The sequence below is a fragment of the Parasphingomonas zepuensis genome (genome assembly GCF_036663735.1).
Taxonomy (GTDB): Bacteria; Pseudomonadota; Alphaproteobacteria; order Sphingomonadales; family Sphingomonadaceae; genus Sphingomonas.
Genome location: NZ_JAXOJO010000003.1, coordinates 221,144 through 244,946 on the forward strand (window position 1 = coordinate 221,144; position 23,803 = coordinate 244,946).

Sequence of the window (23,803 nt, forward strand, 5' to 3'; positions counted from 1 at the left end):
ATCGAGCGCCGCTACTTCTTTTCCGGCCCGAAATTCTTCGCCAGATACGCCACCACCGGCGCATAGTCCGCGTCGCTGACCTCGGCGCCGCGGTCGACCATCGTGTCGACCACCTGGCCCCATTTCTCCGCGTCGTAATGCTGGCCGGTGACCACACCGAGATCATGGCACCCGGCGCACGCCTTGCTGACCTGTGCCTGGCCTGGCCCCTCGGGCAGCCTGGCGTCCGTCGCGGCGACCGCAGCGGTGGTGATCAGGACCACCGCGGCACAGACGAACGGTATCGAAGACCGCCGCAATATCATCGGCCCGGCCGATCGAGCTGGGCGTGGAAGAAATCGAAGGTAGTATTGACCGCACGCAGCGTCGCGGTGCGTGTCTCCTCTGGAGTCTTGCCGATGAAGCTGTGGTCGATGCCCGGCAGCAGGATCGCATCGACCTTGACGCCGGCCGCCCTCATCTTCGCAAGGGCCTCCTTTGATTGGGTGACGGATACGGTCCGGTCGTCCTCTCCATGGATGAGCAGGAACGGCGGATCGCCGGCATCGAGATAGGTCAGCGGGCTGACCGCCCTGATCCGGTCGACGGGACAGGATGCCGCATCGGCACAGCCGATCAGCGCGGTGGGCGATCCTTCGGCCCGCGCCACGATGGGCGCGAAATCGAATACGCCGTACCAGATCGCCGCGGCCTGGACGCATTCCGATCCCGCCGGCTGTGGCTTGGCGTCGAAGCCCGGCGCGCCGCAAGACAGGGCGGCAAGCGCCGCGAGATGCCCGCCGGCCGATCCGCCCCAGATCGCGACGCGCGCGGGGTCGATGCCATAGGTCCCCGCCTTGCCCTTCAGGAAGCGGATCGCGGCGCGCATGTCGTCAAGCTGCGCGGGAAAGCGCGCCTCGCCCGACAGCCGGTATTCGACTGACGCGACGACGAAACCCTCGGCTGACAGCGCGGCGAGCGCTTTCGGAAAATCGGCGAGCGCACCCGCTGCGCGGGTATGTCCGCCGACCCAGCCGCCGCCATGGACATAGATCACGAGCGGTTTTGGTGCCGAGGTCTTGCCCTTGGGCGGCAGGTACAAGTCGAGAATCATCGGCCGATAGCCGGGGACGACCGAATAGACGACATCAGCCATACTGGTCACGCCGCCCGGAAACTGCGTGATCCGGTCCGGATAGGGATCGGCCGAGGGCGGACGGTCCAGCGTCGGGAAAACCCGCTGTCCCGTCGCCGCCGCGCCCGGCCCGGCACTGACCGAAACCGCCAGCGCAAGGCCCATGCACCCGCTCCTCACCCGCCCGATCCAGCCGATCATCCACCCCTCCATCTTTTATCTAACTATTTAGTACATAACCGCGAGCAGGAGGGGCTGCAAGGATAAGGCACCGCGTCGGCGGCCTGCGAAAAAATGTCAGCGACCTGCATGACATTCCTGACGGCGGGCTCGATTCAATGCAGCCGAAGACCGGTCTATTCGGCAGATCGTGGCGGGAAGCCCCGTTTCATTCTCATCGTCGGCACGGTAAAAAGCGGCACCGGTCGCCGCGCTGGTCCTAGCGTTTCACATAGGCCAGGATGGTCTCGACCACCTGCTCGCGGCGCTTCGAGCGCGTCTTGGCGACCGAGGTGTCGATCCCGAAGATCGCCCGCAGCGTGTACCGGTTGGAGACATTGTAGAAGCACAGGGCGCTGATCGTCATGTGCAGGTCGAGCGGATCGATCCCTTCGCGGAACACGCCTTCCTCCACCCCCCGGTCGAGCATCCGCTTCATCGCGGTGACCACGCTGCGGTTGCGATTCTTGATGCCCTCGACGCCCGCGATATGCGCGCCGTGCAGGATGTTCTCGTTCATCACCAGCCGCACGAAATCGGGGTGTCCCATGTGATAATCGAAGGTGTGGACGACCATTTCGCGCAGCGCATCCTCGGCCGCCATCGCGTCGAAATTACGCGCCTCCTCGCGCTCGCGGATTCCGCCATAGGCCTGCTCCAGGACTGCCTGGTACAGGCCCTCCTTCCCGCCGAAATAATAATAGATCATCCGCTTGGAGGAATTGGTCTTCTCGGCGATCTCGTCGATCCGCGCGCCGGCAAAGCCCTTGTCGGAAAACTCCCGCGTCGCGACGTCGATGATGTTGGCGCGGGTATTCTCCGCGAGGGCGGCCCGGATGCTTGCCTTGGATTGCTGAACGGTCACGCGGCCCCCGCTGGTAAATCAATATGCGACCTCGGCCTTGAAGCGGGATTGTGCCGCCAGGCGGATACCGGCGTTGGCCGCGCCATAGCCTCCATAGCCGCGCCGCTCGACGATTTCAAAGAAGACGCGCTTTTCGAAGGCCCGGCTGTAGAACTGGAAATATTCCGCTTCGCCGTCGCGGTCGTAGAGGATGCCGAGCGCCGCCATGCGCTCGATCAGCGCCGGGTCAAGCCCGAACCGCGCTTCGAGATCGTCATAATAATTGCGGGAGATCTCCAGCATCTCCAGCCCGTTTCCGCGCGACTGTTCGGCCGCCGCGAATATGTCGGCGCAGGAAAAGGCGATGTGCTGAACGCCCGCGCCCATATATTTGGAAAGGAAGCGCGAGGACAAAGTCTGCTGCGCGATCGAGCTGTTGAGCGTGATCCGCAGCGACTTGTCGCGCGATTCGACTGCCTGGCTCTGCACGAGGCCGAGCGGATCGGGGATCTGCAACTGCACCGTCTTGGTCACGTCGAACAAGGTGACGTAATAGAGGATCCAGCTCAGGAACTCCTCGTAGAAGGTCGTCTGGGCGATATGGTCGATCGCCTGCAGCCCGATTCCCCGATCAGCATCGGACGCATCCACCGGCACGAATTCGGTCGCCCACACCCGTTCCTCGCTGCCCTGGTCGACGAAATAGATCAGGCTCCCGCCGACGCCGCGCACTGACGGGATCTGCATCTCGCCCGGGCCGACCGATTGCTCGAACCGCGGGATCGACAGGGCTTCGGCGCGGGCGAGCGCCGCCGGCACGTCGGGCACGCTCAGCCCGATCGCGCAGACAGAGGCGCCGTGCACCATGTCGAAGCTGTGCGCGAACCCCTCCTGCTCGCGGTTGATGACGATGTTGATCCCGCCCTGCCGCCAGCGCTCCACTGCCTTGCGGCGATGCCTGCCGACGCACGCAAAGCCGAGCGCGGAGAGCGTGCTGCGAAGCAGTTCCGCTTCCTTGTCGTCCGCAGCAAACTCGATGAAGCTCACCCGGGTCGGCGACGTCCGCGGCGGCATGGTCGGGCCCGAAGGCGTGCGCGGCCGCCGGCCGACTTCGTCCTCGAGCGCGATCAGCGAGCGATAGCCGTCAAGCGCCACGACATGCGCCGAGCCGGAACGAAACCGGTCGTTGAAGATCTCGAGCGACCAATAGCCGTCATAGCCGATCCGCATCAGCTCGGCGGCATATTCGCCCAGCGGGAAGTCGCCCTGCCCCGGCATGTTGCGCAGGTGCCGCGCCCAGGACAGATAATCCATCTCGACGAACGGCGCGTCGGCGACCTGCACGATGAACAGCTTGGCCGGATCGATGTCCCCGATGCTCGAAGAGGGGATGCGCCGCGCCAGCGAGTGGAAGCTGTCGAGGATCAGCCCGAGCGCCGGATGGTCGACGTCGCGCACGATGCTCCAGGAATCGCGGTGATCGTTGACATGCCGGCCCCAGGCGAGCGCCTCGTATCCGATCCGCAACCCCCGTGCTTCGGCCCGCCCGGCCAGCTCGGCGAAATCGTCGAGGATGCGGTCGCGATCGGGCAGCGACGCGGGCGAACAGTTAGAGCAGACCAGGATCAGATCGGTGCCCAGTTCGTGCATCAGATCGAACTTGCGCTCGGCCCGGTCGAAGGTGCGGGCGCGAAGCTCGGAGGGCATGCCCTCGAAATCGCGAAACGGCTGGAACAGGGTGCAGGCCAGCCCAAGATCCTGCATCATCCGCCCGATGTCGCCCGGGCTGGAGCTCGCGGCAAGCAGGTCGTTCTCGAAGATCTCGACGCCGTCGAACCCGGCATCCGCCACCGCGCGCAATTTGTCTTCGAGCGTACTGCTGATCGAGACCGTGGCTATCGAGGTGAGCAAGAGAGCTGCCTTCGGTTATGTACGAACCAGTTACCTAACGAGCGGCGCCCACGAAGTCGAGAGCGCCGCCCCGCCTCAATCGCGCGGCCCGCCGGAGCGCGGCGGTGCCGGCTGGGTGGCGACGGGATGCGCCGCGAACCAGTCGAGCCGCTTCGGATCGAGCTTCACTGAGGTCACCTGATCGCCGAACACCAGCTTGCGCTCGTCGCCCGGCTTCCAGGCCGGCCAGGGCATGGCCGGCGTGGTCGGGCTGCCAGTCGCGGCAAAGGCGATCAGCGCCCCCATCATCTGCTGCGACAGGGTCCGGTCCCACGCCGTCCAGTTCCGCGTCGGGCGCTGCCAGTTGTACTTGTCCTGCGTGCCGAACCAGTAGGGAATGTCGGCGGTGTGATAGGCGCCGACCGTCGCGATATCCTGATCGGCGATGCGCACCCCCGGCACGTAGGGGTGCACGCGGCTATATTCGTCGATGAAGGTCGCCTGACTCGCCGCGGCCTGAGCCTTCGCACAGAAGCGGGCACTGGATTCGAGACCTGCTTCGGTCGCGGCGATCCGGGCGACGCGCGACACATCGGCATCGCTCTTCACCGGATAGAATTTCAGGAAGGCATCCGCGTCGGTGCCGTAGAGCTTGCGCGCGCCGGCCTGGAACTCGGCCACCGTCTTCGCGGCAAGGATCGGCTCTAGGCCGAAACTCAGATCATTCGCGTTGTAGCTGGCGATGATCGGCACCTTGTTGAAGCTGCCGGCCGCCAGCATCTGCGCCTTGGGCGCAGGCAGCACATAGCCATCCAGGATCGGCCCGCCGACCCGCACGCCCTCGACGCGCACGCCGAGCTGATTCTCCGACTGGGTCGCGAGGATCCGATCCGCCGGGATCTGGCGCAGCGCATCGAGATTTGCGGCCTTCAGCCGCTCCTGCAGCTGGACCCCGACCTTCTCGGCCTCGGCAAGCGGCTGGCCATCGCCGCGGAAATTGCAGCCGCTCGACATCACCGCCGCGCGGAACAGGCCTTTGGCCTGCGGGCTGAAGATCTGCGCGATGACCGATCCGGCCCCGGCCGACTGGCCCATGATCAACACCTTGCCGGGATCGCCGCCGAACCGGGCGACGTTCTCGCGGATCCAGCGCAGCGCCGCGGCCTGGTCCATGATGCCGTAATTGCCGGAATGCCCGCCCTGCTCGCTGCTCAGTTCGGGATGCGCGAGGAAGCCGAACGCGCCGACGCGGTAGTTGAAGTTGATGAACACGGCGCCGGCCTTCGCCACCGCATCGCCGTCATAATTGGCCATGCCGGACGATCCGATGGTGAAGCCGCCGCCATAGAGGAAGACGATCACCGGCAGCTTCGACGCCGGCGTCGCCTGCGCCGGGGTCCAGAGATTGAGGTAGAGGCAATCTTCCGAGGAAGGCTCCTCGCCGAAATAATGGTTGATGTCGTGCGGGCGCAGCACCTGAATGCATTCCGGCCCCTTGCGATCGGCATTCCACACGCCTTTCCAGGCCGAAGGCCGTGGCGGCGCCCAGCGCAGCGGCCCGACCGGGGGCGCGGCGAAAGGGATGCCGAGATAGGCGCGTACGCCCGAATCGAGCTGCGTGCCGGCGATACGGCCAGTGGCGGTGGCGACGGGATCGCCCGCGATCGGGGTCATCGAACGATCGGCCGCCGCGGCCCCCATCAGCGCGGTCGCGCCCAGCAAAATGCCCACCAATTTGTGCATCGGCCTGATCATCCATCCATCTCCCAAAGGGCGCGTTGAGCGCCTGCTTTATTTATATGTACTAGTTCGTTACATACCTGAGAAACGTGACTTTGCAACCGGCATGTTCGCATTCCAACGAAGCCGAACAACGATGAAATGGGGATCTGACATGGCAACCGATCGACCGGGATTGCTGCGCTTCGCCTTGCATTTCCTGACGCTGGCGAGCCTCTGCCTCACGCCGGCCGGCCTAGGCGCAAAGCCCGTGGAGCCGCCGCCGCTCCAGCTATGGCGGCTCGATTGCGGTTCGGTCGAGGTGCCCGATCTCGATTTCCTGTCGGACAGCTTCGCCTTTTCGGGCAAAGCGAAGACAGTCTCGGTCAGTTGCTACCTGATCCGCGATGGCGACCGGTATCTGCTCTGGGACGCAGGCCTGCCGCTGTCCCGGTTGGGCGCCGGCCGGACCAGTGTCGGCGGTGGGCGGGCGCGGCTCGCCCGTTCGATCGTCGATCAGCTTGGCGAGCTTGGCCTTGGCCCGGCTCAGATCGCGATGGTCGGCCTCAGCCATTACCATTCCGATCACAGCGGCCAGGCGGCGAGCTTCCCGGCCGCGACCTTGCTGATCGGCGCCGAGGATATCGCTGTCGTGCGCGGCGACGCGACGGCGTTCAACCTGTCCCGCGACGAGTTCGCTCCCTGGACGACGGGCGGCGGCGGGGTCGACGAAGTGAGCGGGGACCGCGACGTCTTCGGCGATGGCCGGGTGATGATGCTCGCGACGCCGGGCCATACGCCCGGCCATCATTCCCTGCTGGTGCGGCTCGCGCGCGGGCCGGTGATCCTGACTGGCGATCTCTGGCATTTCACGGAGCAGAAGGCCGTCAATGGAGTGCCCAAGATCAATACCAATCGCGCGGATACTTTGGCATCGATGGATCGGGTAAACCGGATCGCTGGGGTGCTACATGCCCGTATCATTATGGGCCACGAACCGCGGGATATCGGAATCCTACCAGCCTTTCCGCAGCCAGCCCGCTAACAGATTATCTGGGAGCAACGGTCCGCTTACTTGCCAATAGGCTGGCTTAGCAGGAGGCTGTGAATGGGGTACCGATCCAACGCGGCCAGCAAGTCGATGTCCGAAATCGGCGCACCCGTCCGGTCGGGCGCTAGAACTGCCCCGAACGAGCGGGACCCGCTGCCTTGATCCAAAGCAGTCGCCTCGATAACAAGCGCCCGGATGTCTTCACGAACATAGTCCCGGGCCATCGTCATGCCGGCCTCTATCAGGAACTTACGTCGCATTCTGGCGTAGTCCGGGTCCCTCTGGAGGGGCCCAATTCATTCCCACTCGATCGTGCCGGGCGGCTTGGACGTATAGTCGTAGGTCACGCGGTTGATGCCCTTCACCTCGTTGACGATCCGGGTCGCCACCCGCGGCAGGAAGTCGCCGGGGAACTGGAAGGCGACCGCGGTCATGCCGTCGGTCGAGGTCACCGCCCGCAGCGCCAGCACATTGTCGTAGGTCCGGCCGTCACCCATCACGCCGACGCTGCGCACCGGCAGCAGCACGGCGAAGGCCTGCCAGATCGCGTCGTAGAGCCCGGCGTTGCGAATCTCCTCGAGGTAGATCGAGTCGGCCTTGCGCAGGATATCGCAGCGTTCCCTCGTCACCTCGCCCGGAATGCGGATCGCGAGACCCGGTCCCGGGAACGGATGGCGACCGACGAAGATCTCGGGCAGCCCAAGCTCCCGGCCGAGCGCGCGGACTTCGTCCTTGAACAGTTCGCGCAGTGGCTCGACGAGCTGCATGTTCATCCGCTCGGGCAGGCCGCCGACATTGTGGTGGCTCTTGATCGTGACCGAGGGGCCGCCAGTGAAGCTGACGCTTTCGATCACGTCCGGGTACAGCGTGCCCTGCGCCAGGAAATCCGCCCCGCCGATCTTGCGCGCTTCCTCCTCGAACAGGTCGATGAACGCGCCGCCGATGAACTTGCGCTTCTTCTCCGGGTCAGTGAGGCCCGCCAAGCCACCCAGGAACTGCGCCTCGGCGTTCACATGGACCAGGGGGATATTGTAATGGTTGCGGAACAGGGTGACGACCTGGTCGGCCTCGCCGCTGCGCATCAGGCCGTGATCGACGAACACGCAGGTCAGCTGCTCGCCGATCGCCTCATGGATCAGCACCGCCGCGACCGCCGAATCGACGCCGCCCGACAGGCCGCAGATCACCTTGCCCTTGCCGACCTGCGCACGGATATCGGCGATCTTGGCCGCACGGAACTCGGCCATGGTCCACTCGCCGGTAAGCCCGCAGACGTGGCGCGCGAAATTGGCGATGAGCTTCGCGCCGTCGGGGGTGTGCACGACCTCAGGGTGGAACTGCATCGCGTAATAATGGCGCTCGTCATCGGCGATGATGGCGAACGGTGCCCCTTTGCTGGCAGCGACGGGGCGGAAGCCGGGCGCTAGCGCCGTCACCTTGTCGCCGTGGCTCATCCAGACCTGGTGGTTCTCGCCCTCGGCCCAAAGGCCGTCGAACAGGGCGCAGGCGTCAGTGACTTCGATCACCGCGCTGCCGAACTCGCCACTGTCGCCCAGGGTCACGGTGCCACCGAGCTGCGCCATCAGCACCTGCTGGCCGTAGCAGATGCCCATGATCGGCAGGCCGCTATCGAGGATCGCCTGGGGGATGCGCGGGCTGTTCTCCTCCAGCACAGAGGCTGGACTGCCGGAGAGGATGATGCCCTTGGGGGCCATCCGCTCGAACGCTTCGGCGGCGGTGTTGAAGGGGGCGATCTCGCTATAGACCCCCGCTTCACGGACGCGGCGGGCGATGAGCTGAGTCACCTGGCTGCCGAAATCGACGATGAGGATCGAGTCGCTGGGCTGTGTCATGCGGCCAGATAGCAGATGCGCGCCGCACGGGAAGCCCTGGCGGCGCGCATATCTCCACGATCAGTTCGCTGCGATGCGATCGCCGTCGATCGTCACTTGCTCGACGCCGCGGTCGCCGACCCGGCAGCTGAAGTCGCGATGCTCGGTCGCAGGTGCGCGGTAATCGTCGCGCAGACCGAGCGAACCGCGGACGATCCAGTCGGATTCGATCGCGTCGACAATCGTCACCCTGTCGATCTTCGCGATCCGGGCGTAACGCCGCCCTTCGGATTCCGCCGAGGACACGCACGCGTCCACGGCCGCTTCCTCATCGGACCGCGCGACCGAAATCGTGCGGTTCTCGCCATTCGGCCCGACGTCCGGCGGCGGGGCGCTGGATACCGCCGCGGCGCCGTCGTCATCGATCACCACTTCCTCGGTCGGCGGCGAGGCCTTCTTCTTGCTCGACAGGATCGCGAACAGGCCGCCGGCGAGCACTGCGCCCAGCAACACGTCGCCGCCGTCGATCCGACCATTGCCGCCGCGATGTCGGCCGTGCCGGTGCTGAGCCTCGGCCGGGACTGCGCCCAGGGTCATCGCCATCAGCGCCAGCGCCGCGCCCGCTTTGCCCAATATCGTCATGTCCTCTCCCCTCGATTCGATGGCGTAACGTAGTCGAACCGTGCTGTCCGAGCGATGAACCAGCGGGATGCTCGTAGAAAACCCGGCTTGGACAGCATCGCCCCGGCGTGCGAGGGGGACCGATGGCGAAGAACGACAAGCATGAGACGATGGCGCGCGAGACCTTCGAACCGATGGTCACGGCGGCAACGGGAGACGGACGCAAGCTCGCGACACTGGCCCTGTTGGCGCGGGGAATCGGGCTTGAATCCCGAGCTTATCCGCTGGCGCGGGAGGCGCAGGCTCTCTCTCCCGACGACGCGGATGTAGCCAGCATGACGCACGAACTGATCGCGGGTGACGTGCCGGGCTGGCATTTCTACATGGTGCTGGACGAGGCCCGCAACAAAGCGTTCGAGGCAGCGATCAGGCGGGCGGTCGGACCGGACAGCCGAGTACTCGACATCGGCGCGGGCACAGGCCTGCTCGCGATGATGGCGGCACGCGCTGGCGCGGGATCCGTGGTGAGCTGCGAAATGAACCCGGCGATCGCCGATGTCGCGACCGAGATCGTCGCGCTGAACGGCTATGCCGACCGCGTCAGCATAGTGTCCCGGAAATCCACCGAGCTCGACGCGGACGCCGATCTGGGCGGCCGCGTGAACCTGATCGTGTCCGAGATCGTCTCGAACAATTTGCTCGCCGAGGAAGTGCTGCCGACCATGGCAGACGCCGTTGCACGGCTGCTCGCGCCTGGCGGACGCATGATTCCCGAGGCGGGCCAGATCGTCGTCTCGCTCGCCGACTGGGACGGCTATGGCCGCGATCGGATGGATGATGTCGCCGGCTTCGATATGCGGCCATTCAACCGGCTGGAGCAGCGGCCGCTACGCCTGAAGGTCGGCGATCGCGGAATCGAGCTGCGCGGCGAGCCGGTCGACCTGTTCGATTTCGACTTCACCACCGGCGGGCCCTGGCCGGATCAGCAGCGCAGCGTCGAGCTGATCGCCGACGGCAATTATATCAACGGCGTTATCCAGTGGATCCGGCTGAAAGTCGACGCCCAGAGCATCTACGAGAACCGGCCCAAGCCGGAAACCATGTCGAACTGGGCCGCCCTGTTCATGCCGTTCGACCGGGAGATCGCGCCGCCGCCCGGCACGAAGATCCGCGTCGAAGGCGCGCATGACGGCAACCGCGTGCGCATCTGGGTCGACGAGGCCCTAATCCCGATCTGACTCACCGCATCGGCTTGACCGTCATTCCGGTCCAGGCCGCCATGAACGCCCAATTGTCAGCGGCTTCGGCGATCACCTTGTCGGTCGGCTTGCCCGATCCGTGCCCGGCGCGCGTCTCGATGCGGATCAGGTGCGGCCTGGGCCCGATATCGGCCGCCTGCAGCGCTGCGGCATATTTGAAGCTGTGCCCCGGCACGACCCGATCATCGGTATCGGCGGTCGTCACCATGATGGCCGGATAATCCCGTCCGCTCTTGATGTTGTGGTAGGGCGAATAAGCGTGGAGCACGCGGAAATCGGCTTCCTTCGAGGGATAGCCATAATCATCGACCCAGTAACGGCCGGCGGTGAACCGGTCGAAGCGGAGCATGTCCATCACGCCAACCTGCGGCACAGCCGCAGCGAACAGATCGGGCCGCTGGTTGAGCACGGCCCCGACCAGGAGACCGCCGTTGGAGCCACCCTGGATCGCCAGCTGGCTCTTTGAAGTAATCCCCTGCGCGATCAGGTCCTCGCCGGCCGCGATGAAATCGTCGAAGACATTCTGCTTGTAGGCGAGCCGGCCGGCATCGTGCCATGCCTTGCCATATTCGCCGCCGCCGCGGATATTCGCGACAGCAAGCACGCAGCCCTGTTCGATCCACGCGATCCGCGTGGGGGAAAAGGCCGGGTTCATCGAAATGTTGAAGCCGCCATAGGCATAGAGCAGCGTGGGCGCCGGGCCGGGCGGCAGATCCTTGCGCCGGACGATGAACATCGGAACCTTCGTCCCGTCCTTCGACGTGTAGAAGCGCTGCGAAACATCGAACAGGCCCGGGTCGAACGCAACCTTGGGCTGAGCCCAGGGCGTCGCCTTGCCGGTGCTCACGTCATAGCGCCAGATCGTCGTCGGCGTGGCAAAGCTGGTAAAGGCATAGAACAACTCGGCATCGTCCGCTTCGCCGCTGGTGCCCGCCACGGCGCCGATCCCGGGCAGCGCGATCTTCCCGTCCGGCTTCCCGGTCAGATCATAGCGCCGCAGCTCGGACTTCACGTCGACCAGATAGGAGGCGATCAGCTTGCCGCCGACGATCGCTGCACCTTCGAGCACGGCCTTGTCCTCAGGCACCACCTCGCGGATCGCCGGCTGGGCCTCCCGCACATCCATCGAGACGATGCGGAGGCGCGCCGCGTCCTTGTTCGTTCCCCAGTAGAAGGTGGTGCCGACATTGCCCGCGAGCGACCATTCATGCTCGAGCCCGCGTACGATCGTGCGCGGCCTGGCCGCGGGATCGGCAAGATCGAGAATGGTGATCTCGTAGCGGTTGTCGGTCCCCTCGGTGGTGGTGATGACCAGCCACTTGCCGTCCTCGGTCACCTGCGCGCTATGCCCGCGCTTTGGGGCGTCGGGCGTCGCGTAGATCTGCCGGTCGGCCGACTGTGCGGTACCGAGCCGATGGAAATAGACCTGCTGGTTCTCGTTGAGCGCCTGGAATTTCGCGCCCTCGGCCGGTGCCGCGAAGCGCGAATAATAGAAGCCCGATCCATCTTTGGCCCAGGACAGATTGGAGAATTTGACCCATTCGACACTGTCGTCGGCGACCTTGCCTGTCGCGACGTCGAGGACCTTCACCGTCCGCCAGTCAGTCCCACCGTCCTGCACCGAGTAAAGGACCCGGCGCCCGTCCTCCGACGGCACCCATTCGCCCAGCGCCGTCGCGCCGTCCTTCGCCCAGCCATTCGGGTCGATCAGCACCCGTCCCGGCCCGCCCAGGGAATCGCGCACGAACAGCACCGACTGGTTCTGCAGCCCGCTATTGTGCATGTAGAAGTAGCGGCCGCCCTTTTTAACCGGCACGCCGAAGCGCTCGTAATCGAGCAATTGCTTCATCCGCGCGGCAAAGATGTCGCGCCCCGGCAGCGTCGCCAGATAAGCGTTGGTGACGGCATTTTCGTCGGCAACCCATTTGGCCACCGAGGCATCCGTGCGCACGTCCGATTCGAGCCAGCGATAGGGATCGGCAACCGCGACCCCGAACTGCTCGTCCACCGTGCTGCCGCGCGTCGTCTCGGGGTAGTTCATGATCGTGGATGCCTTGGTCTGCGCGAGCGTCGGGGTTGCGAGGACAAGGGCTATCAACGGAAGGGCGCGGCGCATGCAAGGCTCCGGTTCTTAAAAAGGGAATCCCACCCTATCCGCGACAATCGCATCAAGCCACTCCGGCTACTCGAAACTTCATCGCACGCCATCGTCGCTGGATAGTCGTTCGCGCCGCCAGCTTGAATCGAACACGGGCTGCGGGCCCGCCAAAAGAAAAGGCCCCGCTTTCGCAGGGCCTCATCAACTCCTGATCGAGGGCGCTCAGGCGGCCTGATCGAAATCCTCGTCGCCCAGGACCGGGCCCGAATCCTGGCCTTTGGCGCTGACATCGCGATCGACGAATTCGATGATCGCCATCGGCGACGCATCGGAGGCGCGGATGCCGGCCTTGATGATGCGGGTATAGCCGCCGTTGCGATCGGCGTAGCGCCCCGCGAGCACGTCGAACAGTTTCACCAGCTGCGCGTCGTCGAGCAGGCGCGCATGAGCGAGACGGCGATTCGAAAGGCCGCCCTTCTTGGCGAGCGTGATCAGCTTCTCGACATAGGGGCGAAGCTCCTTGGCTTTCGCGACCGTGGTCGTGATCTGTTCGTGCTTGATGAGCGCTGCCGACATGTTGCGGAACAGGGCAATGCGGTGAGCCGAGGTCCGCTGAAGCTTACGGCCGCCTACGCGATGACGCATGATTTCTTCCTTCGTTCGTTAAGGGGCCGTTTGACGGAACCCCAGACCAGGCGGTGTTACGGGCCACCGCCCAATGCCCTGATGAGCAAGCAGGTCGGAGCATTGGCTCCGACCCGTATCGCTTAACCCATGATCTCTTGTTCGAGCTTCTTCGCCATCTCTTCGATGTTCTCGGGCGGCCAGCCGGGGATTTCCATCCCGAGGCGGAGACCCATCGACGACAGCACTTCCTTGATCTCGTTCAGCGACTTGCGGCCGAAATTCGGAGTGCGCAGCATCTCGGCTTCGGTCTTCTGGACCAGATCGCCGATATAGATGATGTTGTCGTTCTTGAGGCAGTTGGCCGAACGCACTGACAGTTCGAGCTCGTCGACCTTCTTGAGAAGGTAACGATTGATCTGCTGGGTATCGCCCGAAACCTCGCCGACCGAAGACGGCGCGGCATGGCCGATCGGGGCCGACGGACGCACCGACGAATCATCGAAGTGAACGAACAGCGCGAGCTGGTCCTGCAGGATGCGACCGGCATAGCCGACGGCGTCCTCCGGGGTGATCGTGCCATCGGTTTCGATGGTCAGCGTCAGCTTGTCGTAATCGAGTTCCTGCCCGACGCGGGTATTCTCGACCTTGTACGACACCTGCCGTACCGGCGAGTAGAGCGCATCGACCGGGATCAGGCCGATCGGCGCGTCGGCCGGACGGTTGGCGATCGCGGCGACATAACCCTTACCGACGTCAGCGGTCAGCTCCATGTTGAGCGTCGCACCCTCGTCGAGATGGCAGATCACCAGATCCGGGTTCATCACTTCGATGTCGCCCGAAACGGCGATATCGCCCGCCTTGACGTCAGCCGGACCGGTCGCGGAGAGCTGGAGGCGCTTAGGCCCCTCACCCTGCATGCGCAGCGCGATCTGCTTTACGTTCAGGACTATATCGGTCACGTCCTCGCGAACACCCGTCAGCGACGAGAATTCATGAAGCACGTTCTCGATCTTGATCGAGGTGACGGCAGCACCCTGGAGCGATGAGAGCAGCACGCGGCGCAGCGCGTTGCCGAGCGTCAGGCCGAAACCACGCTCGAGCGGTTCGGCAACGAAGGTCGCCTTGCGCTTGGGATCGCCGCCCGGCTTCTTCTCGAGGCCATTGGGCTTCTTCAGTTCCTGCCAGTTCTTAGCATTGACGGACACGGGCTTCCCCTTGGTTTTGGGCGGGAGTGGGGGCCACTCCGGCCATGTGGGAATCGTCCGCGCGGCGCGATCAACCGCGCGCGGACAAGACGAAATCAGACGCGGCGGCGCTTCGAAGGACGGACGCCGTTATGCGGGATCGAGGTCACGTCGCGGATCGAGGTGATCTGGAAACCAACCGCCTGCAGCGCGCGAAGCGCCGACTCACGGCCCGAACCCGGACCCTTCACTTCCACTTCGAGCGTACGGACGCCGTGCTCGGCGGCCTTCTTGCCAGCGTCCTCGGCTGCGACCTGGGCCGCATACGGGGTCGACTTGCGGCTTCCCTTGAAGCCCATCATGCCGGCCGACGACCACGAGATCGCGTTGCCCTGGGCATCGGTGATCGTGATCATGGTGTTGTTGAAGCTGGCGTTAACGTGCGCGACGCCAGAGGTGATGTTCTTGCGCTCACGCCGCTTAATGCGCTGAGGTTCGCGTGCCATGGTAAAGTCCTAACCCTGAAGCTGGAAGGCGAGCCGCCCCTTGTCGAGCGGCTCAGCGCATCACTTTTTCTTGCCGGCGATCGGCTTGGCCTTGCCCTTGCGGGTACGCGCATTGGTATGCGTGCGCTGGCCGCGGACCGGAAGGCCCTTGCGATGGCGAAGGCCGCGATAGCAGGCCAGATCCATCAACCGCTTGATGTTCATCGCGGTGTTGCGACGGAGATCACCCTCAACGGTGTGATCGGCGTCGATCGTCTCGCGAATCTGCAGCACTTCCTGATCGGTCAGGTCCTGCACGCGGCGCTCGGGGGCGATGCCAAGCTTAGCGGTGATTTCCTTGGCCTTGGTATCGCCAATGCCGTGGATGTAGGTGAGCGCGATAACAACGCGCTTGTTGGTCGGGATGTTGACACCCGCAATACGAGCCATGAAATTTATTCTCCTGCTCCACGGGGCGTGCATGGCTGCAGCCACCCCATCTCATCGCGTTGCTATCTGAAACGCACGATAACGGCGAACGCAAACAAGCGCCGCCGGACCCGGTGTTTCGGAATAAGGGCCAGATAAGACCGGGCACGCGCGATGTCAACTGCCGGGAAGCACGATAGCGGCGGCGAGCCCCGGCGCGTTGTCGCCAAGCTCGAGCCGTCCGCCGTGCAGCCGCGCCACCGCCTCGATCAGCGACAGGCCGAGACCCGCGCCGGGCGTGCTCCTGGCTCCGTCGAGCCGCCCGAAGCGCCGAAGCGCCTGAGCGCGATCCACCTCCGCGATGCCCGGCCCGCGATCCTCTACCTGGATGCGGACCTCACCGCCAGCCCGGACCAACCGCAACGTAACCTCCCCGCCCCCGGCGCCGTGGCGAAGCGCATTGTCGATCAGGTTGGCGATTGCCTGGGTCATCAGCTCGCGGTGGAGGATCAGGCGGGACGGAAACGAATCGACGCGAGTCGCGAAGTGCAGGCCGGCATCTTCCGCGACGGGCGCATAAAGCTCGGCGATCTCCTCGACCAGCGCCGCGGGATCGATACTGGCGAAACGGTCGCGCGAGACCGACTCGGACCGGCTGATCTCGATCAGCATGGTCAGCATCCGCATCACCATGTCGGTTTCGGTCAGCAGGCCGCCAAGCGCAGCTTCGCGCTGCACCGGATCCGCGAGCAGCACCGCCTGTTCGGTCTTGGTCCTGAGCCTGGCGAGCGGCGAGCGCAGATCATGCGCAAGGCTGTCGGTGATGATCCTGAGTTCGACCATCAGCCGTTCCACCTTGTCGAGCATCGCGTTGAGACGGATCGCCAGCCGGTCAAAGGCGTCGCCGCCACCCGACGCGCTCGCTACCCGGCGCGAGAGATCGCCGCCTGCCACGCCCTCGATCACATCCGCCACCCGGTCCAGCCGGCGCCCGACATAGCGGGTCACTACCAACGCGCCGCCGATCCCTAGGCCAAACGAAAGCAGCATCGCGAGCGCCAGCGCCCGTTCGATCCCACGCTGTACCTGTTCCCAATCGTCCAGCAGCCGCCCGCTCACCAGACGCAGGCCGCCGATCTGCCGCACGGAATACCCTGCATCACGCAACGACCAGGGCGGCGAAACCCCAATCCTGCCAATGCGGAAGTCCACCGCCCCAGCCTGCCCGGTCATCACGACGGCTGGGCCGACCCCGGCCACGCGCCGTCCGCCGCCATCGATCACCGCGATGATCAGCGAAAGGTCGCCGGGTGCGCGTGCTTCGTCGATCGTGCGGCCAAGCGCTGGTAAACCCCCGCTGCGCCAGACCGAGACCAGCGCGTCCGCCTGCTCCGTGGTATCGCGGCGAAGCGAATCAATCGCGTCATCATGAACCTGGCGCCAGATAAAGGCGACGAGCACGACGTTGGAAACCAGCGCCAGCGCGATCGTCAGCAAGGCGATCCGCGCAGTGACGGAAAGGCGCATCAGGTCTCGGCCGACAGCCGATATCCCGCGCCGCGGACCGTGTGCAGGATCGGTGCGCCGAAGCCGTCCTCGATCTTGCGCCGCAGCCGGCCGATGTGGACATCGACGACGTTCGAGCCGGGATCGAAATGATAGTTCCAGATCTTCTCGAGCATCATCGTGCGGGTGACGACCTGACCGGCATGGCGCGCCAGGAATTCGAGCAGGTTGAACTCACGCGCGCCAAGCGAAATCGGCCGCCCTTCGCGCGCGACGGTACGGGCAAGCAGGTCGATCTCGAGATCGCCGACGACGAGCCGAGTCGTCTGCGCCTCGCCACCGGCCCGGTCGCCACGGCGCAACAGCGCCTCGATCCGGGCGGACAGTTCGGCGAAGGCGAAGGGCTTGACCAGATAATCGTCCGCACCGGCGCGAAGGCCGTCCACGCGATCATCGACCGTGGCCAGGGCCGACAGGATCAGGGCCGGTGTGCGGATGCCGGCCGCGCGGATCGCGCCGATCATGGCCAGACCGTTCAGCCCGGGTAGCATGCGATCAGCGATGATCAGATCGAAAATGCCCTCGCTCGCCAGGAACAGGCCATCGCGTCCGTCGCCACAGGTCTCGACCGCAAAGCCAGCCTCGCCAAGGCCTTTGGCGAGATAGCCGGCGGTTGCGACGTCGTCCTCGACGATCAGGATCTTGCGGGTCATGGGCGGCATCCGGCGGGCCCTTCAGTCTTGCAGAAAAATTGGCCGGCGGAAAGCGAACCTTCCGCCGGCCACGACGCCCCCGGGAGTGCGGACGCCGATTCAAGGAGTTTGGTGCCAGCGCAAGGCACATCTGTCTGATAGCCCGCCGCACCCCGCGGTCCGATGACGGCCGAGTGAAGATTTCGTCATGAAGCCGTCGGCCCGCGGCGCTACCTCTATTTGGCGACGGGCGGGACCGATTCTGCGGCTGATTTCAGGTTGAGGACCTGCAGCGCGAGCACCTCGTCGACCTTCGGCGCCAGGACGTCGGCGCCGGCTCGGACATAACCGCTCACGACATAGCTGAGCGAAACCTTGGTCGCGGTCGCGCCTTCGGGATCAAGCTTGAACGTCAACGTACCGACCACTGCCTCAGCCTGGAGGGGTCCGAGCGCGCCGGTGAGGCGCATCATCTGCGGCGGCTGGATATAGACGATCCGCGCGTGTTCGACGCTGCCTTTGCGATCCGGGAAGCGCTCGCAGAAACACCCGGTCGCCTGGCCATCGAGATAGAGATTGGCCGAATCGTCTGAATAGGTGGTCCTTGCTCCACCAGCGCTGCGGGGCGCGCAGCGTGTCCCACACTTGCGTGATGGGGGCATCCACCGTGACGACCTGGCTGATCTCCATCGTCGTGCCCGTGGCGGCGACCACTTCAGCCGCCGCAGGCGAGGCGAGCGGTAGCGCAACAACGGCACCCATCATACCGACCAGTTTCATCCCTGCCCTCCCGGTTGCGCGCCTGCATCATATGATGTGCAAACGGAACGGCAAGCGGCGGGATCAGCTGCCGTCAAGGATCTTTCGGATCGCTTCGCTCACATGATCGATGTCGCCCATGCCGTCGACCCGCGACACCAGACCCTGCGCGTCGTAGATCGGCAGGATCGGGGCCGTCTTGGCGCGATATTCGGCCATGCGGGTGCGCACCGTTTCGGCGTTGTCGTCGGGACGGCGCTTGAATTCGGTCGAGCCGCACACGTCGCATATGCCAGCTACCTTCGGCAGCTTGAAGCGGTCATGATACCCCTCCCCGCATTTCGCGCACGTATAGCGGCCGACGATACGGTCGATCAGGGCTTCCTCGTCAACCGCAAGCTCGATGACATGATCGAGCTTGAAGCCGCGCTGGCCCAGGATACGGTCAAGCGCCTCGGCCTGGGCCGCGGTGCGCGGATAGCCGTCGAAAATGAAGCCGGGATGATCCGCCGGCACATCGAGCTTCGCATCGATCAGGGCGTTGACGATCTCGTCGGGAACGAGCTCGCCCGCCTCCATGATCGCCTTGGCCTTCTGCCCGATGGGCGAGCCGAGCTTCACTGCCTCGCGCAGCATGTCGCCCGTGCTGAGCTGGACAAGGCCGCGCTCGGTCATGAGACGCTGGGCCTGAGTGCCCTTACCGGCACCCGGCGGACCCAAGAGGATCAAAACCTTCAACGCGCTCTCCTTACCCCCGGTCCCATCCCTCTCAACGGAGACGGCCACCCTTCAATTTCGCCTTCTTGATCAGATCGCCATATTGATGCGCAAGCAAATGGCTCTGGATCTGAGTTACCGTATCCATCGTCACATTGACGACGATCAGCAGGCTGGTGCCGCCGAGATAGAACGGAATGCTCAGCGCCGATACCAGATATTCCGGCAACAGGCAGATGATCGTGAGATACGCCGCACCGACCACGGTGATGCGCGTCAGCACATAATCGAAATAATTCTCGGTATTCTTGCCCGGGCGGATGCCGGGGATGAAACCGCCATAGCGCTTCAGATTGTCAGCCGTCTCCTCGGGATTGAACACCACTGCGGTGTAGAAGAACGAGAAGAAGATGATGCCGGCGCCATACAGCAGCATGTACACCAGCGATCCGTGCTGGAGATACTGGTTGAGGCTGATGATGATATCGCCCCAGGTGCTCTCACCCGACACGCGATTGCCGGCGAACTGAGTGATGGTCAGCGGCATCAACAGCAGCGAGGAAGCGAAGATCGGCGGGATCACGCCGGCCGTGTTCAGCTTGAGCGGCAGATGGCTGCGATCCGCCTGCATGCCGCGCTGGGTCTGACGTTTCGGATACTGGATCAGGATGCGGCGTTGCGCGCGCTCCATGAAGCAGATGAACAGGACGAGCAGGATCACAGCGACGACGATGCCGATGAAGCGCACCGGATCGAGCGAGCCGGAGCGACCGCCCTCGAACAGATTGTAGAGCGTGGTCGGCATGCTGGCGACGATGCCGGCCATGATGATCAGCGACATGCCGTTGCCGATGCCGCGGCTGGTGATCTGCTCACCGATCCACATCAGGAACATGGTGCCGCCAACCAGGCTGATCACGGCCCCGACGCGGAACAGCATGCCGGGCTCGATCACCGCCTGCAGGCCGTTGGCCGCGCCGAGCGTCTCGAGCCCGACGGCGATGAAATAGCCCTGTACGGCGGTGAGGCCGACGGTGCCGTAGCGTGTGTACTGGTTCAGCCGCTTACGACCGCTTTCGCCTTCCTTCTTGATCGCGGCGAGCGTCGGCGACAACGAAGTCGCCAGCTGCACGACGATCGAGGCAGTGATGTACGGCATCACGCCGAGCGCGATCAGGCTCATCCGGCTGAGCGAGCCGCCCGAAAAGGCATTGAAGAAATCGAGCACGCCGCCCGAGGTCTGGCTCGACAGCTGCGACAGCACGGTGGGATCGATGCCCGGCAGCGGCACATAGCTGAGCATGCGGAAGATGATCAGCGCGCCGATCGTGAACCAAAGGCGCTTCTTGAGATCGGTCGCCTGCGAAAATTTCGACAGGCTGATGCCGGAGGCCATCGAGTCGGCTGCGGATGCCATAAGTGTGATCGTCCCAAAAAAACCTGGGGGGAAACAAAAGCGGCGGGAAACGTTTGACCGCCCCGCCGCTCATATAGGGGCCCGACCGGGCTTGTCTAAGGGCTTTGACGACTTGATCCCGGAAACACCGGATCCGGCGCCATCAGGCCCTGTGCCGCTCCCCGGCCCGCGCCGGGAAGCGGCAATGGATTATGCCTTGAACGAAGCCTTGTGCGCGATGCGCTCGAGCCGGGCCACGCCCTTCTTGGCCTTGGCCTTTTCAGCTGCGGGCACGACGGCGATCACGTCGACCTTGCCGCCCGCCTTTTCGACTGCCTCGATCGCGCCCTTCGACGCGCCGGCAACCGTGAAGCTGAGCTTGGCCGAGAAATCGCCCTTGCCGAGCAGGCGAACGCCATCCTTGCCGCCGCGTGCCAAGCCAGCGGCCTTCAGCGCGTCGTGATCGAGCGTCGCACCGGCTTCGATCTTGCCGGCGTCGAGCGCCTTCTGGATCGCACCGAGATTCACCTCGGCAAAATCCTTCGCGAAGATGTTGTTGAAGCCGCGCTTCGGCAGCCGCATGTGCAGCGGCATCTGGCCGCCCTCGAAGCCGGCGATGGAAACGCCCTCGCGGCTCTTCTGGCCCTTGATGCCGCGTCCGCCGGTCTTGCCCTTGCCGGAGCCGATACCACGGCCGACGCGCATCTTGGATTTGCGCGCACCGGGATTGTCGCGGATTTCGTTCAGTTTCATGTCGTGCACTCGCTTTCGCTTTTGTCGCGCTGATAAATGCCCTCCCCCGCCAGGCGGGAGAGGGCGATGGGGTTTAGCCCTCGACCGATAACATGTGCGCGACCTTGCGGATCATGCCCCGAACCTCGGGGGAATCCTGCAGCTCGCGCGTCTTGTGCATCTTGTTGAGGCCGAGACCGATCAGCGTCGCGCGCTGATCCTTCTCGCGGCGGATCGGCGAACCCGTCTGGGTCACCTTGATCGTACCGGTGGTTTCCTGCTTCTTCGCCATCTGTCTTACTCCGCGATCGCTTCGGCGTCGGCAGCGGCGGTCGAAGACCCACCACGGCCGAGCAGGTCGGCGATCTTCTTGCCACGGCGCTGCGCGACCGACTTCGGGCTGACCTGGGTGGTCAGCGCTTCGAAGGTCGCACGGATCATGTTGTACGGGTTCGACGTGCCGACCGACTTGGTCACCACATCGGCCACGCCCAGGCTCTCGAAGACGGCGCGCATCGGGCCGCCAGCGATGATGCCGGTACCCTGCGGCGCCGAGCGGACAGTCACGAGACCCGCGCCGAAATGGCCCTTGCCGTCGTGATGCAGCGTGCGACCCTCGCGGAGCGGAACGCGGACCATTGCCTTCTTGGCAGCGGCCGTCGCCTTGGAGATGGCTTCCGGCACTTCGCGCGCCTTGCCATGACCGAAGCCGACCCGGCCCTTGCCGTCGCCCACGACGACGAGTGCCGCGAAGCCGAAGCGCTTGCCGCCCTTGACCGTTTTCGAGACGCGGTTGATGTGAACCAGCTTCTCGATCAGCTCTTCGCCGCCATCGTCGCTGCCCGGACCGCCACGACGATCGTCGCGACGCCCACGGTTGCCATCACGGCCGCCACGATTCTGGCCACCGCCACCGGGGCCGCCACGGCCACGGCCGCCACGCGGACCACGGCCCTGCGGCGCGTCCTGCGGCGCGCTCTCGGCACCGGCAACGACTTCCGTCGGGTTGATTTCGTCGGCCATTCTTAGAACTCCAATCCGGCTTCACGCGCGGCTTCCGCCAGCGCCTTCACGCGACCGTGGAACAGGAAGCCTCCGCGATCGAACACGACCTTGGTGACGCCTGCCTGCTTCGCCGCTTCGGCGACGCGCTTGCCAACCGCAACGGCTGCATCGATGTTCGCGCCGGACGTGCCACGCACGTCCTTTTCCAGCGTGGAAGCCGACGCGACCGTCTTGCCCTGGGCGTCGTCGATCACTTGCGCATAGATGTGCTTGCCCGAACGATGCACCGACAGCCGCGGACGGCCGGCAGCACGACCGCGGAGCGCGGTGCGGTTGCGAAGGCGACGCTTCGCAAAAAGAGAGAGACCCTTGGTGCTCATTACTTCTTTTTCCCTTCCTTGCGGAAGATGAACTCACCGTCGTACTTGATGCCCTTGCCCTTGTAGGGCTCCGGCTTACGCCACTGACGGATCTCCGCGGCCAATTGACCGACCTTCTGCTTGTCGGTTCCCGAAATCTCGACGGTCGTGTTGTCCGGCGTCTTCACTTCGATGCCTTCCGGCACGTCGATGTTGACGTCGTGGCTGTAGCCGAGCTTCAGGTTCAGCACCCGGCCCTTGGCGTCCGCACGATAGCCGACGCCGTTGATCAGCAACTTCTTGGTGAAGCCATCCGACACGCCGGTAATCAGGTTCTGCACCAGGGTACGCTGCATGCCCCAAAAGGCACGGGCGCGCTTGGTGTCGTTGGCCGGGTTCACCGAGATACCGCCGTCCTCGAGGACATAGGTGATCTCTTCGCGCAGCGGCATCGACAAGACGCCCTTGGGCCCCTTGACGCTCAGCTGCTGGCCTTCGATCGTCGCGGTTGTACCGCTCGGGATCGCGACCGGTTTTTTACCGATGCGGCTCATCAGAATACCTCCGCCAGCACTTCGCCGCCGACATTCTGTTCGCGCGCTTCCGCGTCGGACAGAACGCCGCGAGGCGTCGAGACGATCGTGATGCCCAGGCCGTTCATGACGCGGGGCAGTTCGGTCGCGCCCGAATAGACGCGGCGACCGGGCTTCGAGACGCGCGCGACATGCTTGATCGCAGGCTGGCCCTCGAAATATTTCAGCTCGATACGGATGCCCTTTGCGGGACCCATCTCTTCTTCGCTGTAGCCACGGATATAGCCCTCGCGCTGAAGCACGTCGAGCACACGGGCCCGCAGCTTGGACGCGGGCGACAGGACGGAGTCCTTGCGCGCGCGCTGGCCGTTGCGGATGCGGGTGAGCATATCACCCAGGGGATCGGTCAATGCCATCTCGTGATCCTTACCAGCTCGACTTCGTAACGCCGGGGATCAGGCCCTTGTTGGCCAGATCGCGCAGCTGAATACGGCAGAGGCGGAACTTGCGATAATAAGCGCGGGGACGACCCGTCGTCTCACACCGGTTGCGAACGCGCGTGGGGTTACCGTTGCGGGGAATTTCCGCCATCTTCAGGCGGGCGATCAGGCGCTCGCCATCGTCGAGCGACTTGTCAGCCGCCTGCGCCTTCAGCTTCGCATAGGCACCGGCGTACTTCTTCACCAGCAGCTTGCGACGCTCGTTCTTGTTGACAGAACTCTTCTTAGCCAT

Annotated in this window: 27 protein-coding genes; 2 read left to right on the forward strand and 25 right to left on the reverse strand. The window is 64.7% G+C overall.

The genetic code is table 11. From position 1 onward, the window contains the following. Positions 1–11 precede the first annotated feature (11 nt). From U1769_RS12245 to U1769_RS12265, 5 genes are all read right to left on the reverse strand, one after another. Complete coding sequence (locus tag U1769_RS12245) at positions 12–305, reverse strand: c-type cytochrome (RefSeq protein WP_332716206.1); 294 nt, start codon at positions 303–305, stop codon at positions 12–14. Continuing rightward, the gene (locus U1769_RS12250) at positions 302–1,315 is read right to left on the reverse strand and encodes an alpha/beta hydrolase fold domain-containing protein (protein WP_332716209.1); all 1,014 of its coding nucleotides are present in this window, start codon (positions 1,313–1,315) and stop codon (positions 302–304) included. Before U1769_RS12250 ends, U1769_RS12245 begins: the two co-directional genes overlap by 4 nt. A 238-nt stretch (positions 1,316–1,553) precedes the next feature. After that, positions 1,554–2,198, reverse strand: a complete 645-nt coding sequence (locus tag U1769_RS12255; protein WP_332716212.1) for a TetR/AcrR family transcriptional regulator — start codon at positions 2,196–2,198, stop codon at positions 1,554–1,556. 18 nt (positions 2,199–2,216) lie between these two features. Next, on the reverse strand, positions 2,217–4,088 hold the full coding sequence (locus U1769_RS12260) for a bifunctional sugar phosphate isomerase/epimerase/4-hydroxyphenylpyruvate dioxygenase family protein (RefSeq protein ID WP_332716215.1): 1,872 nt from the start codon (positions 4,086–4,088) through the stop codon (positions 2,217–2,219). 75 nt (positions 4,089–4,163) lie between these two features. Further along, on the reverse strand, positions 4,164–5,822 hold the full coding sequence (locus U1769_RS12265) for a carboxylesterase/lipase family protein (protein ID WP_332716218.1): 1,659 nt from the start codon (positions 5,820–5,822) through the stop codon (positions 4,164–4,166). Between the two features lie 139 nt (positions 5,823–5,961). On the opposite strand from U1769_RS12265, the gene U1769_RS12270 reads away from it, so the two are divergent. Next, positions 5,962–6,831 carry an N-acyl homoserine lactonase family protein gene (locus tag U1769_RS12270; RefSeq protein ID WP_332716221.1) on the forward strand — a complete coding sequence of 290 codons (870 nt, stop codon included), beginning with the start codon at positions 5,962–5,964 and terminating at the stop codon, positions 6,829–6,831. A gap of 26 nt (positions 6,832–6,857) precedes the next feature. On the opposite strand, the gene U1769_RS12275 is transcribed toward U1769_RS12270, so the two are convergent. Genes U1769_RS12275 through U1769_RS12285 form a run of 3 tightly spaced genes read right to left on the reverse strand, consistent with a single transcriptional unit; the run spans position 6,858 to position 9,311 of the window. Next, positions 6,858–7,097: a hypothetical protein gene (locus tag U1769_RS12275; RefSeq protein WP_332716223.1), complete on the reverse strand. Its 240-nt coding sequence runs from the start codon at positions 7,095–7,097 to the stop codon at positions 6,858–6,860. Positions 7,098–7,133: 36 nt separating this feature from the next. Beyond that, the gene (gene guaA / locus U1769_RS12280) at positions 7,134–8,690 is read right to left on the reverse strand and encodes a glutamine-hydrolyzing GMP synthase (protein ID WP_332716225.1); all 1,557 of its coding nucleotides are present in this window, start codon (positions 8,688–8,690) and stop codon (positions 7,134–7,136) included. Positions 8,691–8,750: 60 nt separating this feature from the next. Then, positions 8,751–9,311 carry a hypothetical protein gene (locus U1769_RS12285; RefSeq protein ID WP_332716227.1) on the reverse strand — a complete coding sequence of 187 codons (561 nt, stop codon included), beginning with the start codon at positions 9,309–9,311 and terminating at the stop codon, positions 8,751–8,753. 122 nt (positions 9,312–9,433) lie between these two features. Here U1769_RS12285 and U1769_RS12290 point away from each other — a divergent pair, with 122 nt between their 5' ends. Next, positions 9,434–10,528: a 50S ribosomal protein L11 methyltransferase gene (locus U1769_RS12290; protein WP_332716230.1), complete on the forward strand. Its 1,095-nt coding sequence runs from the start codon at positions 9,434–9,436 to the stop codon at positions 10,526–10,528. 1 nt (position 10,529) lies between these two features. On the opposite strand, the gene U1769_RS12295 is transcribed toward U1769_RS12290, so the two are convergent. The 17 genes from U1769_RS12295 to rpsN all read right to left on the reverse strand — a co-directional run bounded on the left by U1769_RS12295 (position 10,530) and on the right by rpsN (position 23,803). Further along, positions 10,530–12,665, reverse strand: coding sequence for a prolyl oligopeptidase family serine peptidase (locus U1769_RS12295; RefSeq protein WP_332716233.1), 2,136 nt, complete (start codon positions 12,663–12,665; stop codon positions 10,530–10,532). Positions 12,666–12,869: 204 nt separating this feature from the next. Further along, complete coding sequence (rplQ, locus tag U1769_RS12300; RefSeq protein ID WP_332716236.1) at positions 12,870–13,292, reverse strand: 50S ribosomal protein L17; 423 nt, start codon at positions 13,290–13,292, stop codon at positions 12,870–12,872. Between the two features lie 122 nt (positions 13,293–13,414). Then, positions 13,415–14,479 carry a DNA-directed RNA polymerase subunit alpha gene (locus U1769_RS12305; protein WP_332716238.1) on the reverse strand — a complete coding sequence of 355 codons (1,065 nt, stop codon included), beginning with the start codon at positions 14,477–14,479 and terminating at the stop codon, positions 13,415–13,417. A gap of 95 nt (positions 14,480–14,574) precedes the next feature. Continuing rightward, complete coding sequence (gene rpsK / locus U1769_RS12310) at positions 14,575–14,964, reverse strand: 30S ribosomal protein S11 (protein ID WP_034161671.1); 390 nt, start codon at positions 14,962–14,964, stop codon at positions 14,575–14,577. Positions 14,965–15,024: 60 nt separating this feature from the next. Beyond that, positions 15,025–15,393, reverse strand: coding sequence for a 30S ribosomal protein S13 (gene rpsM, locus U1769_RS12315; protein ID WP_332717555.1), 369 nt, complete (start codon positions 15,391–15,393; stop codon positions 15,025–15,027). Between the two features lie 156 nt (positions 15,394–15,549). Continuing rightward, the gene (locus tag U1769_RS12320; RefSeq protein WP_443030362.1) at positions 15,550–16,902 is read right to left on the reverse strand and encodes a sensor histidine kinase; all 1,353 of its coding nucleotides are present in this window, start codon (positions 16,900–16,902) and stop codon (positions 15,550–15,552) included. Next, positions 16,899–17,591 carry a response regulator transcription factor gene (locus tag U1769_RS12325; RefSeq protein ID WP_332716256.1) on the reverse strand — a complete coding sequence of 231 codons (693 nt, stop codon included), beginning with the start codon at positions 17,589–17,591 and terminating at the stop codon, positions 16,899–16,901. Before U1769_RS12325 ends, U1769_RS12320 begins: the two co-directional genes overlap by 4 nt. Before the next feature lie 215 nt (positions 17,592–17,806). Continuing rightward, positions 17,807–18,043 carry a hypothetical protein gene (locus U1769_RS12330; RefSeq protein ID WP_332716257.1) on the reverse strand — a complete coding sequence of 79 codons (237 nt, stop codon included), beginning with the start codon at positions 18,041–18,043 and terminating at the stop codon, positions 17,807–17,809. Between the two features lie 370 nt (positions 18,044–18,413). Beyond that, complete coding sequence (locus U1769_RS12335) at positions 18,414–19,067, reverse strand: adenylate kinase (protein WP_332716259.1); 654 nt, start codon at positions 19,065–19,067, stop codon at positions 18,414–18,416. A 31-nt stretch (positions 19,068–19,098) separates the two neighbouring features. Further along, positions 19,099–20,463, reverse strand: coding sequence for a preprotein translocase subunit SecY (gene secY, locus U1769_RS12340; RefSeq protein ID WP_332716261.1), 1,365 nt, complete (start codon positions 20,461–20,463; stop codon positions 19,099–19,101). 189 nt (positions 20,464–20,652) lie between these two features. Continuing rightward, positions 20,653–21,195: a 50S ribosomal protein L15 gene (gene rplO, locus U1769_RS12345; protein ID WP_332716264.1), complete on the reverse strand. Its 543-nt coding sequence runs from the start codon at positions 21,193–21,195 to the stop codon at positions 20,653–20,655. Between the two features lie 73 nt (positions 21,196–21,268). Next, on the reverse strand, positions 21,269–21,466 hold the full coding sequence (rpmD, locus tag U1769_RS12350) for a 50S ribosomal protein L30 (protein WP_332716267.1): 198 nt from the start codon (positions 21,464–21,466) through the stop codon (positions 21,269–21,271). A 5-nt stretch (positions 21,467–21,471) separates the two neighbouring features. Then, complete coding sequence (rpsE, locus tag U1769_RS12355) at positions 21,472–22,197, reverse strand: 30S ribosomal protein S5 (RefSeq protein ID WP_332716269.1); 726 nt, start codon at positions 22,195–22,197, stop codon at positions 21,472–21,474. A gap of 2 nt (positions 22,198–22,199) precedes the next feature. Then, a complete protein-coding gene (gene rplR, locus U1769_RS12360) occupies positions 22,200–22,559 on the reverse strand; it encodes a 50S ribosomal protein L18 (protein ID WP_332716271.1) in 360 nt (119 codons plus the stop codon). Next, complete coding sequence (gene rplF / locus U1769_RS12365) at positions 22,559–23,092, reverse strand: 50S ribosomal protein L6 (protein WP_332716273.1); 534 nt, start codon at positions 23,090–23,092, stop codon at positions 22,559–22,561. Before rplF ends, rplR begins: the two co-directional genes overlap by 1 nt. Beyond that, on the reverse strand, positions 23,092–23,487 hold the full coding sequence (rpsH, locus tag U1769_RS12370) for a 30S ribosomal protein S8 (RefSeq protein ID WP_272626176.1): 396 nt from the start codon (positions 23,485–23,487) through the stop codon (positions 23,092–23,094). Before rpsH ends, rplF begins: the two co-directional genes overlap by 1 nt. 10 nt (positions 23,488–23,497) lie before the next feature. Continuing rightward, entirely contained in the window at positions 23,498–23,803 is a 306-nt protein-coding gene (gene rpsN, locus U1769_RS12375; RefSeq protein ID WP_332716280.1) for a 30S ribosomal protein S14, read from the reverse strand.